At 70.9% G+C, this 12,616-nt stretch carries 16 protein-coding genes; 2 read left to right on the plus strand and 14 right to left on the minus strand.

Annotated elements, in window-relative coordinates; all coding sequences use genetic code 11:
• Window positions 1-4: 4 nt before the first annotated feature.
• Together AB0K11_RS17310 and AB0K11_RS17315 are read right to left on the minus strand one after the other, a co-directional pair.
• Window positions 5-421: a DUF5313 domain-containing protein gene (locus AB0K11_RS17310; RefSeq protein ID WP_364979064.1), complete on the minus strand. Its 417-nt coding sequence runs from the start codon at window positions 419-421 to the stop codon at window positions 5-7.
• An 8-nt stretch (window positions 422-429) separates the two neighbouring features.
• Window positions 430-867, minus strand: a complete 438-nt coding sequence (locus AB0K11_RS17315) for a limonene-1,2-epoxide hydrolase family protein (protein ID WP_364979067.1) — start codon at window positions 865-867, stop codon at window positions 430-432.
• 38 nt (window positions 868-905) lie between these two features.
• Here AB0K11_RS17315 and AB0K11_RS17320 point away from each other — a divergent pair, with 38 nt between their 5' ends.
• Window positions 906-2,078, plus strand: a complete 1,173-nt coding sequence (locus AB0K11_RS17320; protein WP_364979070.1) for a glycosyltransferase — start codon at window positions 906-908, stop codon at window positions 2,076-2,078.
• A gap of 9 nt (window positions 2,079-2,087) precedes the next feature.
• Window positions 2,088-2,282, plus strand: a complete 195-nt coding sequence (locus tag AB0K11_RS17325) for a DUF3046 domain-containing protein (RefSeq protein WP_364979073.1) — start codon at window positions 2,088-2,090, stop codon at window positions 2,280-2,282.
• Window positions 2,283-2,291: 9 nt separating this feature from the next.
• Here the strand turns inward: AB0K11_RS17325 and AB0K11_RS17330 are convergent, their stop codons facing one another.
• The 12 genes from AB0K11_RS17330 to AB0K11_RS17385 form a co-directional block, all read right to left on the minus strand.
• Window positions 2,292-2,624 carry a hypothetical protein gene (locus AB0K11_RS17330; RefSeq protein WP_364979076.1) on the minus strand — a complete coding sequence of 111 codons (333 nt, stop codon included), beginning with the start codon at window positions 2,622-2,624 and terminating at the stop codon, window positions 2,292-2,294.
• Window positions 2,621-3,379 (minus strand): DUF6390 family protein, encoded by a 759-nt coding sequence (locus tag AB0K11_RS17335; RefSeq protein WP_364979079.1) that lies wholly within the window; start codon window positions 3,377-3,379, stop codon window positions 2,621-2,623. The genes AB0K11_RS17330 and AB0K11_RS17335 overlap by 4 nt, the downstream gene beginning before the upstream one ends.
• The gene (gene hypE / locus AB0K11_RS17340) at window positions 3,379-4,458 is read right to left on the minus strand and encodes a hydrogenase expression/formation protein HypE (protein ID WP_364979082.1); all 1,080 of its coding nucleotides are present in this window, start codon (window positions 4,456-4,458) and stop codon (window positions 3,379-3,381) included. The genes AB0K11_RS17335 and hypE overlap by 1 nt, the downstream gene beginning before the upstream one ends.
• Window positions 4,451-5,551 (minus strand): hydrogenase formation protein HypD, encoded by a 1,101-nt coding sequence (hypD, locus tag AB0K11_RS17345; RefSeq protein ID WP_364979085.1) that lies wholly within the window; start codon window positions 5,549-5,551, stop codon window positions 4,451-4,453. Before hypD ends, hypE begins: the two co-directional genes overlap by 8 nt.
• A 4-nt stretch (window positions 5,552-5,555) precedes the next feature.
• Window positions 5,556-5,867: a HypC/HybG/HupF family hydrogenase formation chaperone gene (locus AB0K11_RS17350; protein ID WP_364979088.1), complete on the minus strand. Its 312-nt coding sequence runs from the start codon at window positions 5,865-5,867 to the stop codon at window positions 5,556-5,558.
• A gap of 37 nt (window positions 5,868-5,904) precedes the next feature.
• On the minus strand, window positions 5,905-8,178 hold the full coding sequence (gene hypF / locus AB0K11_RS17355; protein WP_364979091.1) for a carbamoyltransferase HypF: 2,274 nt from the start codon (window positions 8,176-8,178) through the stop codon (window positions 5,905-5,907).
• Window positions 8,175-8,432: a HypC/HybG/HupF family hydrogenase formation chaperone gene (locus AB0K11_RS17360; RefSeq protein WP_364979094.1), complete on the minus strand. Its 258-nt coding sequence runs from the start codon at window positions 8,430-8,432 to the stop codon at window positions 8,175-8,177. Before AB0K11_RS17360 ends, hypF begins: the two co-directional genes overlap by 4 nt.
• 3 nt (window positions 8,433-8,435) lie before the next feature.
• Window positions 8,436-8,921, minus strand: coding sequence for a hydrogenase maturation protease (locus AB0K11_RS17365; RefSeq protein WP_364980417.1), 486 nt, complete (start codon window positions 8,919-8,921; stop codon window positions 8,436-8,438).
• A gap of 120 nt (window positions 8,922-9,041) precedes the next feature.
• Window positions 9,042-10,388, minus strand: a complete 1,347-nt coding sequence (locus tag AB0K11_RS17370; RefSeq protein WP_364979097.1) for a hypothetical protein — start codon at window positions 10,386-10,388, stop codon at window positions 9,042-9,044.
• On the minus strand, window positions 10,385-11,032 hold the full coding sequence (locus AB0K11_RS17375) for a DUF6084 family protein (protein ID WP_364979100.1): 648 nt from the start codon (window positions 11,030-11,032) through the stop codon (window positions 10,385-10,387). Before AB0K11_RS17375 ends, AB0K11_RS17370 begins: the two co-directional genes overlap by 4 nt.
• Window positions 11,029-11,676: a DUF5947 family protein gene (locus tag AB0K11_RS17380; protein WP_364979103.1), complete on the minus strand. Its 648-nt coding sequence runs from the start codon at window positions 11,674-11,676 to the stop codon at window positions 11,029-11,031. The genes AB0K11_RS17375 and AB0K11_RS17380 overlap by 4 nt, the downstream gene beginning before the upstream one ends.
• Window positions 11,676-12,614, minus strand: a complete 939-nt coding sequence (locus AB0K11_RS17385) for a NifU family protein (protein WP_364979106.1) — start codon at window positions 12,612-12,614, stop codon at window positions 11,676-11,678. The genes AB0K11_RS17380 and AB0K11_RS17385 overlap by 1 nt, the downstream gene beginning before the upstream one ends.
• Window positions 12,615-12,616: the final 2 nt, after the last annotated feature.

Here is a 12,616-nt window from a genome sequence, read left to right on the forward strand (position 1 = left end):
GCCGCTAGATGTCGTGGCTCGAATGCGGGCCGGTTCGCGGCCCGTACTTGTCGATGTAGGCCTGGTGTACGTGCGCCTTCTTGCGGCGGGCGATCACGTCGACCAGACCGGGATCCAGCCCGTGCTTGCGCAGCATGTGCCTGCGCCACACCTTGTTCAGCGCGTGGGAGAAGTACACGAACGGGATGAGGATCGGCAGCGTCATGCTCAGGTGGACGTCGAGCGTCGTCGGGATGAGCCAGAACGGCGCCAGGACCACCAGCGCCGGCAGGAACACCCGGAACATCATCCGCCGGGCAGCGCCCTCACCCGCCAGGTCCTCGGCCACCCACATCCGCATGGAATCGGGCAGTCGCCGCCCGTAGCAGTACGGGATGTACTGCAGCAGGCTGGGCCGGGGACCGGTGGCGGGATTGCCCATCGGGGGTCCTACAGCGTCGGACGCAGCGCCGGGATCACAGCGCCCAGCAGACCACGCGCCACACCCTTGAAGAAGGCCACGTTGTCGAAGTAGTCCCGCCACAGCGTGATCTGCCCGGCGTGCACCTCGAACACCCCGCACACCCAGAACTGCACACGCACCGGGCCGAACACCAGCACGTCGGTCCGCTCGTTGAGCACCGTGTCACCCTCGGCGACGTTGCGGTGGAACTTGACTTCGAAGCGCATCCGTCCCTGGCCGCGGCGGAACAGGCTCACGATGCGGTCGCGGCCGCGGATGGTCGGGTAGCCCACGTTCTGCCACACGATGCCCTCGGCCAGTGCCGCCTCGGCGGCGTCGAAGTCCTCGTCCTGCAGGGCGTACAGGAACGTCTCGACCGTGCGTGCATTGGCGGTGCTGTCCAGCGCCGGTGTGGTCTGCGTCATGTGGTCAGCCTAGTCACCGGCTGTGGCAGGGTGGGGCGGTGCGCGTCGCCGTGGTTGCCGGACCCGACCCCGGGCACGCCTTCCCCGCGCTGGCGCTGTGCCTGCGGTTCGCCGCGGCGGGCGACAGTCCAGTGCTGCTCACCGGCGTCGAATGGCTGGAGACCGCCAGGGCGGCCGGCGTCGAGGCGGTGGAACTGGCCGGCCTGGACCCCATCGACGTCGACGACGACACCGACGCCGGGGCGAAGATCCACCAGCGGGCGGCGCGGATGGCGGTCATCAACGCGCCGCGCCTGCGGGACCTGTCGCCCGAACTGATCGTCTCCGACGTGATCACGGCGTGCGGGGGACTGGCCGCCGAACTGCTCGGCCTGCCCTGGATCGAACTGAATCCGCATCCGCTCTACCGGCCGTCGAAGGGTCTGCCGCCGCTGGGCAGCGGCTTGGCGCCGGGACTCGGGATCCGCGGGCGACTGCGCGATACGGTGATGCGCGCGCTGACCGCCCGGTCGTGGCGAGCGGGTTTGCAGCAGCGGTCGGCGGTGCGGGTCGACATCGGGTTGCCCGCCGACGACCCCGGTCCGCTGCGCCGGCTGATCGCAACGTTGCCCGCGCTCGAGGTGCCCCGGCCGGACTGGCCGCAGGAAGCCGTCGTGGTGGGACCGTTGCACTTCGAGCCGACCGATCGGGTGCTCGACGTGCCGGCCGGGACCGGACCGCTGGTGGTGGTGGCGCCCTCGACGGCGACGACCGGCACCCAGGGCCTTGCCGAGCTGGCGCTGGCGCATCTGACACCTGGCGACGTGCTGCCCGACGGGTCGCGGGTGGTGGTGTCGCGGCTGGCCGGACCGGACGGCGAGGTGCCGCCGTGGGCGGTGGTCGGGCTGGGCCGCCAGGACGAGCTGCTGCGGCACGCCGACCTGGCGATCTGCGGCGGCGGGCACGGGATGGTGTCCAAGACGCTGCTGGCCGGGGTCCCGATGGTGGTGGTGCCCGGTGGTGGCGATCAGTGGGAGATCGCCAATCGTGTTGTGCGCCAGGGAAGTGCGGAGCTGGTGCGGCCGCTGGACGCCGACCGGCTGACTGCCGCGGTCCGGCAGGTGCTGTCGTCGCCGCGCTACTCGGAGGCCGCCCGCGCGGCGGGCGCGTCGGTCACCACCGTCGCTGATCCGGTACGGGTGTGCCACGAGGCGCTCGCCGCCCGGGCGTAAATTGGTCGCGTGCGCCTGACGGAATTCCGGGAACTGGTCCAGGGACAGTTCGGTTCCGTCCGCGGGCAGTCGCTGCTCGTCGACCACGTGCTGACGGCGCTCGGCGGGCGGACCGCGGCGCAGGCCATCGAGGACGGCACCGAACCCCGCGACGTGTGGCGGGCGCTGTGCGCGGACTTCGACGTGCCGCGCGATCAGTGGTGACGGGACTGTCTACTGCCCTTCGGTGACCGGCTTGACGGCGCCGCCGGTCCGTTCCGGACTGTCGCCGCCACCGCCGCCCTCCGGCTTCGCCTCGGTCTGTCGTCCCTCGTACGGCGGCACCGCCGGCTCGGCGTCCGAGGGCGGCGCCTCGGTCTTGGCGCCGCCGGTCTGCTGCGGCTCACCCGCCTCGTCGTGGGCGGGCACGGATTCGTCGCCCTCCAGCTTGCCCGACGGCCGGTCCGCGGGACCGCCCGACGGCTGGTCCGATCCGGTGTCGCGGGAGCCGGGCGCGCCGCGCTCCTCCTGGGGTTCGGGGGTCAGGTGGCTTCCCGGTGTGTTCATGACATCTCCTCACGATCGCCGCGCTGTCGCGGCAGGGAACTTCTTGTGGTGTTGACGACGTCGAGGGTGGAACGCGTCGCCGCATCGAGGGCCGCGGTCTGGCCAGCGGTGAGAATTCCGCAGATCCAGTCCCAGTGCGCGGCCACCGTGTCGCCGGGCACCGGTGCTTCGGTCAGGGAGGTGCCGTCCCGGTGCCACCGCACCCGCTCGGCCCGTGGATCGCCGAGTCGCAGCCGCCCGGCCGCGAACGTCAGCGGTGCCGACGTGATGACCGCGTCCGTGCCGGTCACCGATTCGACCGTGCCCCACCGGATGCGGCAGCTCTCCATCACCCGTACCGGTGTCGCGGCGTCGCGGTCGAGGAATCGCACCCACGGGTACACCGCGAACACGTGCAGGCTGTGGTGCGCCAGCACCCCTGCGTTGTCGGCCAATGCCGTGAGCAGCCCGCTGACCTGTCCGCGGAAGGCATGGCGCAGGCCCGCGAGCAGGACGCCCGGATCGACCTCGTCGAGCAGCGGCCCGCCGATCCAGTAGGCGGTCACCACCTCCTCGTCGAGCGGATCGGCGATGCCCGCGGCATCGGCGATCGCCGTCAGGTAGGGCCAGGCGCCGTCGAACTCGCGGGCATGGGCGGCCAGATCGGGTGCCGCGACGCCTGCCGGTCCGCAGTAGCCGAGTTCGTTCGGCGGATACGCGAACCGGCCGAACGTCACATGTCCCGGCGCGATCTGCTGATCGACGGCGCCGGTCATCAGCAGATCCGCGGAAGTTGTTCGCCGATCGGCAGATCGACGACCCTGGTGCCGCCGAGCGCAGTGCGTGCGACCACCATGCCCGGGTGCTCCGCGACGCACCGGCCGATGACCGCCGCCTTCGCGCCGAGCGGGTGGGCGCGCATCGCCGCAAGGACCCGGTCGGCGTCCTCGGGCGCGACGAATGCGACCAGCTTGCCCTCGTTGGCGACGAACAGCGGATCGAGGCCCAGCAGCCCGCACGCGTCCCGCACGCCCTGTGGGATGGGCAGTGCCGTCTCGTCCAGGGTGACGCCGACGCCTGCGGCCTTGGCGATCTCGTTGAGCGTGGCCGACATTCCGCCGCGCGTCGGGTCGCGCAGGGCGTGCAGGTCGGCGCCCGTGCCGATCATCGCGGCCACCAGGCCGTTGAGCGGCGCCGTGTCGCTGGCGATCGAGGTGGCGAATTCGAGGCCTTCGCGGCAGCTCATCACCGCCACCCCGTGCACACCGATCTCACCGCTGACGATCACCACGTCACCGCAAGTGGCGCGCTGCGGGCGGATGTCGACGCGCGGGTCCACGAGCCCGATTCCCGAGGTGTTGACGTAGATCCCGTCGCCGTGGCCGGTGTCGACGACCTTGGTGTCACCGGTGACCAGCTTCACCCCGGCGGCCAGCGCCGCCGTTCCCACCGCGTGGGCGACGCGGGCGATGTCGTCCAGCGCGGTGCCCTCCTCGAGGATGAACGCCGTCGACAGCACCATCGGCGTCGCGCCCGCCATCGCCAGGTCGTTGACCGTGCCGTTGACCGCCAGGTCACCGATCGTGCCGCCGGGAAAGATCAACGGCTTCACCACGAACGAGTCGGTGGAGAAGGCCAGCCGGACGTCGCCGACCTCGACGATGGCCGAATCGCCCATTCCCGCGTCGGCGGCCGAACCGAATGCCGGCAGGAAGAGGTGCTCGATCAGTTCGGCCGACATCGCCCCGCCGCCACCGTGGCCCATCACGATGTTGGGCGCGTCGCGCAGCGGGGCCGGGCACACCCACTCCTCCATGTCGATGCTCGGGGTGTCGACGGCGGGCCTGTCAGGCATGGCTCACCTCGAGCCGCCGGTACAGGTAGTACGCCGCGCAGGCGCCCTCCGACGACACCATGGTGGCGCCGAGCGGATTCCGCGGCGTGCACAGGGTGCCGAAGGCCGCGCACTCGTGCGGTTTGATCAGCCCCTGCAGCACCTCGCCGGACCGGCACTCCGCGGATTCGGCGGTGTGGATCCCGGTGACGGCGAAGCGGTGTTCGGCGTCGTAGTCGCGGTAACCGGGCGACAGCTGCCACCCGCTGTCCGGGATCGTCCCGATGCCGCGCCAACCCCGGTCGGTCACCTCGAAGACGTCGGTGAGCATGCGCCGCGCCGCGGCGTTGCCCTCGGCCCGCACGGCGCGGGGGTAGGCGTTCTCCAGCTCGTGGCGCCCGGACTCCAGCTGCAGCACCGTCCTCCGGATACCTTCGAGGATGTCCAGTGGCTCGAATCCCGTGACCACGATCGGGATCTCGTATTTCTCACACAGCGCGGGGTATTCCTCGGTGCCCATCACGCTGCACACATGACCCGCGGCCAGGAACGCCTGCACCCGGCAGGTGGGGGACTCCATGATCGCCGCGATCGCCGGCGGCACCAACACGTGCGAGACGAGCAGCGAGAAGTTCTCGACGCCGAGGCGCTTGGCTTGGTACACGGTCATCGCGTTGGCGGGCGCCGTCGTCTCGAATCCGATGCCGAAGAACACCACCTGCCGGTCCGGGTTGTCGCGGGCGATGGTCAGCGCGTCCAGCGGGGAGTACACCACCCGCACGTCGCCGCCCTCGCTCTTGACGCGGAACAGGTCCTTGTCGCTGCCCGGCACCCTGAGCATGTCGCCGAAGGAGCAGAAGATCACCCCGGGCCGTGACGCGATCTCCATGGCCTTGTCGATGATCTCCAGCGGGGTGACGCACACCGGGCAGCCGGGGCCGTGGATCATCTCGATCTCGTCGGGCAGCAGCTGGTCGATGCCGTGGCGGATGATCGAATGTGTCTGCCCGCCGCAGACTTCCATGATCGACCAGCGCCTGGTGGTGACCGCCTTGATCTCCTCGATCAGTTTGCCCGCCAGTTGTGGATCGCTGAACTCGTCCAGGTACTTCACGACGTCACCTCTGCCCGTTGTCCGTGTGTTGGGGGTTCTGCAGCCCGGCCTGTCTGGCCGCCAGTTCGAAGCCGTCGCCGAATTCCTCGTCGAGCACGCCGAGGTGCTCGAATTCGGCGAGCGTGCGTATGGCCGATTCCTCGTCGAGTCGCTGGATGGCGAAGCCGACGTGGACCATCACGTACTCACCGACCCGGGCGTCGGGGATGTATTCCAGGCAGACGTCCTTCTGGATCCCGCCGAAGTCCACCATCGACATCAGCGCGCCGTCCCGGTCCTCGACGCGCAGTATCCTGCCCGGCACCGCTAGACACATGGGCGCATCCTCTCTCTCGGCCACTCCTGGGGCGTCGTCATCCCGACGTCCCGATCATCAACTGCCCCAGCGCGATTCCCCCGTCGTTGGGGGGCACATGCCGGTGGGTCAGCACGGTGAAACCCGCCGTCCGCAATGCGGTCACCGTGGTGTGCAGCAACAGGGCGTTGCAGAACACGCCGCCCGACAGCGCGACCGTCCGCTCCGGTCCGCCGCACACACCGGCCAGGTGGACCACAAGGTCGGTCACCGCGTGGTGGAACCGTGCGGCGACGACCCGGGTGGGAACCCCCGCGCGCACGTCGGCGATCACCGCCGACAGGACGGGGGCCGGATCCACGGTGGGTCCGTCGGTATCGAATCGATAGGCGCCGCAGTCAGGTTCGGCGCCGCGGGCCAGCCCTTCGAATTCGATGGCGGCCTGTGCCTCGTAGGCGACGGTCTGCCGGACACCCACCATGGCCGCGACCCCGTCGAACAGCCGGCCCATGCTCGAGGTGGGCACGCACCCCAGCCCCGTCTCCAGCTGGTGGCGCAGGACCCGTCGTTCGTCCGGCGGGCAGGCCTGCACGGGCGGCAGGTCCGCATCCCACGGCAGCCCGGCCGCCCAGAGGTGCGCCAGGGCCATCCGGTAGGGCCGCCGGACGGTGACGTCACCGCCGGCCAGCGGAACGTAGCGCAGCGCCGCGAGCCTGCGGTAACCCTTGTAGTCGGCCAGCAGCACCTCGCCGCCCCAGACCGCTCCGTCGTCTCCGTAACCCGTTCCGTCGAAGGCGAATCCGAGTACCTGCTCGCTACCGTCGAGGCCGTGCTCGGCCATCACCGCGGCGATGTGCGCGTGGTGGTGTTGCACTTTCCGCACAGGCCTGCCCGCGGCGTTGCGGTGTGCCCAGCCGGTGGATCGGTATCCCGGGTGGGCATCGGCGATCAGCACGCCGGGGGAGACGCCGGTCAGTGCGCGCAGATGCCGCTCGGCGGCGTCGAATGCGGACAGCGTCGCAAGGTCGTCCATGTCGCCGATGTGCTGGCTCAGCCACGCATAGCGGCCCTCGGCGACCGCCAGGGCGTTCTTCAGGTCGCCGCCCATGGCGATCGCAGGCGGCACGGCCACGGGCAGTGCCACCGGAAGCGGGGCATGGCCACGGGAACGGCGGATCGGCACCTCGGCACCGTCGAGGACGCGCACCACCGAGTCGTCGCACGGCACCAGGATCTCCCGGTCGTGCGTCAGCCATCCGTCGGCCAGGGCGGCGAGCCGCTCGAACGCGTCGTCGTCGCCGAAGCAGATCGGCTCGCCACCGAGATTGCCCGACGTCATCACCAGCGCCTGCGGGCCGGGTTCGTCGCCGGGCAGCCCGAACAGCAGCAGGTGCAGCGGCGTGTAGGCCAGCATCACGCCGAGATCGGGGTTGTGGGGGGCCACCGCGTCGGCGACCAGGCCGTCGGAGTGCCGGGGCCGCAACACGATGGGTCGCGCCGCGCCGGACAGCACCGCGGCGGTGCACTCGTCGACGTCGACGAGCTGGCGTGCCCCCGCCAGGTCCGGCACCATGACCGCGAACGGCTTGTCGCCGCGCCGCTTGCGCCTGCGCAGTTCCGCGACCGCATGCGTGTTCGCGGCGTCGCACGCCAGGTGATAGCCGCCGATGCCCTTGACCGCGAGCACACCTCCCGCACGCAGCAGGCGACGGGCCTGCCGGAGGCCGTCTTCGCCGCCGTTCTGCAGGCCGGTGCCCGTGCGGAAACTCAGCGTCGGACCGCAAGCCGGGCAGCACACGGGCTGTGCGTGGAATCGGCGGTCGGCCGGATCGGCGTATTCGCGGGCACACGCGGCGCACATCGCGAAGTGCGCCATCGTGGTGTTCGCCCGGTCGTACGGCAACGCGCCGATGATGGTGAACCGCGGCCCGCAGTTGGTGCAGTTGATGAACGGGTGCCGGTGCCGCCGATCGGCCGGGTCGCGTTGCTCGGCAATGCATTCGGCGCACACGGCGACGTCGGGAGAGGTGAGCGTGCGGCCACCGGTGGAGCGGGACGTGTCGGCGATCTCGAACCCGGTGCCGCCGGCGCACGGCAGGTCGCGGACCTCGAGGTCTTCGATGACGGCCAGTGGCGGGGGATGGTCACGCAGCCGGGTCAGGAACGTGCGGACGGCGCCCGGGTCGCCCTCGATCTCGATCACGGCGCCCGCGCTGTCGTTGCGCACCGATCCGGACAGGCCGAGGGTGGCCGCGGTGGTGTACACGAACGGGCGGAAGCCCACGCCCTGGACGACGCCGTGCGCACAGATCCGCAGCCGCTGCCGGGTCATGGCGGCGCATCCCCCGGCGGGACCCCGCGGCCCATCATCTGCAGACCGGCCAGCGCCTCGGCCGCCCCCGCGCGGTCGGTCCGCTCCACGACGAACCCCATGTGGATGATCACCCAGTCACCGGGCTCGAACACGTCGTCGGGCAGCATGCCGATGTTGACCTTGCGATGCTCACCGACGACGTCGACGAGTGCGAGTTGGTCGCCGTAGCCGTCGAGCATCCGCACCACCTGACCGGGAATACCGAGGCACATCGCTCAGCCCTCCACGGGTGCGCTGGTCAGCAGCAGGGTGACCACGTCCTCGACCGCCCGCACCGCCCCGGGTACGGCCGCGGCGACGGGGGCGCTCAGGCCGATGCCGTCCTCGACGTCGGCGACCTCGCAGCCGATCACCACGGTGCGCGGCGGGGTGCTGCCGAGCGCGTACACGCTCGCGAACACCGCCGCGGGGTCCATGGCGTGCGCATCCAGACGCGCTGTGTCCGAGAGGCTTTCGTGGTCGGACTCGATGACGTGCAGGGTGCCGGGCGTGCCGCGGTCGGGCAGTGCGTCGACGAGCACCAGGGCGTCGTAGCCGTCGAGCAGATCGTAGGCGAGGTGCATGCCGCGGATGCCGTAGTCGGTGACCGTCACGTCGGTTCCGGCGAGCTCCTGCGGCACACGGCGCACCACCTCGGGGCCGAAACCGTCGTCACCGAGGAAGATGTTGCCGATGCCGGCAATCAGGATTCTGGACGTGATGCCTACGCCCCCGTCACATCCGGCGGATCTTCAGGTACCGCTTGACGTCGGGTATCGACCGCACGCCGAGCACCAGGCCGGCGACCACCACCAGACCCACGACGACCGTCGCCGTCACCCCTACTGTCTGCATGTCGAACTCCTCTCGGGAAGCGGCTGGACTTCGTCGGGTGCGAAGTACAGGTAGCGGCCGTACCACTCGTGCAGGTCGGCGGCGGGATCGTCCTCGATCACCACCCCGATGTGGGTCTCGCCGTCGACGGTCTCGTGCACCGAGGTGACCCGGGCGACCTTGTCGGTGTAGAACAGGTCCTGCGCGTCGGCGCGGCGCGACGGGTGCAGCCGGACCCGGCTGCCGCGGCTGACCGGCACACCGTTCACCAGCACCGCGTCGATGCCCGGGTCGACGGCGTTGTCCGCGACCGGATCCCACCAGTCGACTCCGTCGGGCACCTCCGGGACAAGCGCGGGGGCGCCGACCACCGCATGCGGATCCCGCAGCACGCCATGGAGGTTCATCATCGCCTCGGGCGACATGGTGTCGCAGCGGTCGATGATCGCCGCGGCGAGCGGGTCGGTGGCGCGGGCCTGGGCCTTCTCCTCGTCGGTCATCGTCATGATCCGCAGCGTGAGGATCTCGTCGATCTCGCAGGAGTCGTACAGGGCGCCGTCGCTCTGCTCGGCGATCTCGGGGTGGTCGTAGAGGATGATCGGCGACACCAGTACGAGATCGCGTTCCCCCGACGGACCGGCGAGCACCGGGAAGCACCGGTGCCTGACGCAGCGCGCGACGGCCTCGGCGGCGGCCTGTGGCGGCTCGAGCAGCGAGACGAACTCGCCGCCGCTGACCTCGCCGATGAGGTGGGTGCCGATCAACGACGTGGCGATCGCCGCCGCCTTGTCTTCGGCGGGCGCAGCGGTGTTGCGCACCGTCACGCTCACCCGGAACAGGTCGCCGTCGGGTTCGGCCGTCAGGGTCAGTTCGGCGCTCAGTGCCCGACGGGTGCGCACCAGCCGTCCGCCGGTGAGGATCTCGACGTCGGTGCCCGCCGGCACCACGATCGGATACGTCTGCCCGGCGCGCAGGTCGTCGATGCCGACCGGGCCGAAGCCGGCCTCGCATTCCACCGCCTCGTCCCACGTGATCCACGAACCGCCCGGGGTGACCAACTCGTCGACGGCCTCGACGCGGCCGTCGCCGGTGTCGCGCATCGCGGCGCGGTGCTGCAACTGCAGGAATCGCACGACGACGGTCAACGTCGCCGATTCCCCCGGCTGGACCAGGAGCTGCGCGCAGAGCCGGTCGTCCTCGCCGATGCCTGCGGCTTCGGCGCCGGGCGGGCCGAGGACGCCGAACTGCCAGCGGGACTGGTTCTTCTGGGACGTCGCCCGGTAGGGGTACAGCAGGTAGCCCTCGTAGAGCACCGCGTCGGCGACGGCGCGGGCCCGGTTCCAGTCGGCGCTCACGGGACCGGCGTCCTGGACAGCAGGGTGGTGACGGCCTCGTCCAGCGAGAGCAGACCGTGGGCCGAGCGGTAACCGGCCAGCGCTTCGACGGTGTCGTGGTCCAGCCGCACCCAACCGGTGTTCGGGTAGTGCAGGTGGACCAGGTCGCGCCACACCGACACCGGCATGTCGTGTCGGTCCTCGCGGTCCCACGGCACCTGCAACACGCCGAAGCCGCGTGACCCCTGGACGAACACCGTTCCGCTGAACAGGAACTGCAGCGGTACCGCACCGCCGCGCAGTGCGTGCAGGTACTTCGCGGCGACCACCTCGAAGTCGTAGGTGCACTCCAGTGGCAGGTCGACCCGGGTGGACCCGGTGAAACCGGGGATCATCGCGGCGGTGTGCTGCCACAGGAAGGTGTGCTGTGTCCTGCCCCAACGCTCCCGGGGCCCGAACAGGTCGGTCAGGCCGACCGCCTCGGCGTCGTCGTATCCGCGGCGCAGCGGGTCGATCCTGACCTGGCAGCGCAGCGCGATGGCGTGCACGGGTTCGTCACCGGATGCGGACACACCGATGCGCGCGCTCAGCACGGGCGTCACCGCGTACGGTTCTGGCGCCACGTCCAGCACCTCGAACGTCACCTCGGTGGTCGGAGTGGTCACCGGACCACCACCTTGCTGCGGTCGGCGACGGCACCGAAGAAGTCGGCCATGTAGTCGCGCGCCTCCCGGCCGCCGTCGAAGCCCCGCCACACCATCCGCAGCCTGCCGACGAATTCGTAACAGGCGTCGATCGGCAGCAGATGACAGATCGGCGGTCGGCTCTCGTCGTTTTCGTCGTCCTCGTGGAAGGGGACCCGGACCAGCAGCGCCTCGGTGTCGTCGGCCATGGTGTCCACCCGCGGGTCGGCGGCACGAATGTCGTTCCACGCCAGCAGGTCCAGCTCGGATTCCGTGGCCCCGGCCGGTCCGGGATAGAAGGCCACCGTGCGCCCGAGGTCGGAGTTGCGGAAGAAGAAGGCCAGGCCCACCGGGATCTGCAGTGCCTCCCACGACCGGCGGTCCAAGGCGAAGTCCGGGAACTCCAGGTAGCGGTCGGGCACGGCACGGAAGCGCAGTTCGGCGTGGGTGTCGGTGAACAACAGATAGCACCCGCGGCACACGCACAGCAGTTGTCTGCCCGCGACGTTCACCACGTGCTGGTGCGCATCGGCGATCTGCTCGGCGCACATCTCGCAGCGTTCGCCTGCAGCCTGTGGCGTCGTCCGGTTGGCCCGGATCCGCGCCAGCACGTCGTAGGCCGTCATCAGGCGACACTCTCGGCCGCCGCGGCGGGCAGCGCCATCGCCAGTACCCCGTCGCGCACCAGCATCGGCACCGGGTCGAGGTGGGCGGCCGGCCGGTCGTCGTCGACGGATCGCCCGCCGTGCGCGACGTCGAAATGTGCGCGGCAGTGCGGGCATCGCAGCACCACGTCCGCCGAACCCATCCGCCGGTGCAGCACCGCGCCCGCCAGGGATTCGCCGCATCCGCCGCACCCGTCCCGGTAGGCGAACAGGTCGTCGCCGACCCGGCACGCCAGCACCGTGGTGCCCGCCACCATGAACCCGCCCACCTCGCCGGCGGCCAGCGCCTCGAGGTCGGGGACCGGATGCCAGTCCGCCGGTGGATGCCGCTCGGCACGGACGCGGTTCAGCAGCGACTCCGCGGGGATGACGGCCGAAACCGGGTCCTTCTCCGCTGCGACGACCTCGATGGAAGCGATCTCCGGCGCCGCGGCCCGCACCGCGTCCTCCACGGCCAGTTCCAGCGTGACCGCCGACGACGGACAGCTCTTGCAGCTCCCGGAGAACTGGAGCCGGACCACGTCGCCGTCGACGTCGAGCAGGTGCACGTCGCCGCCGTGAGAGCCCAGGTAGGGCCGGACGGTGTCCAGAGCGTCGGCGATGCGGCGCTCGACGGTGTGCGGATGGAGGCCGTGCACCAGCAGCAGGCTGGCCACCAGGTCGTCGCCGACGAACTCGTCGGCGAGTTCCGGTTTCGCGCGTACCGCCAGCAGCATCATCCGCTCGAGGCCGGCCCCGTAGAGGTCGGTGACCTCCCGCACCAGTTGCTCGGCGCGCTCCCTCGAGCTCACCCCACCGATTGCGCTGGCGTCCAACAGGATCTGGATCCGGTCGCCTGCGGTACGCCAGCGCGCGTCGGCCTCGGTGTCGCCCACGGGCGGCGATTCCGGTGGGCGCATCG

This window comes from Mycobacterium sp. NPDC050551 (assembly GCF_040674075.1).
Lineage (GTDB): Bacteria > Actinomycetota > Actinomycetes > Mycobacteriales > Mycobacteriaceae > Mycobacterium.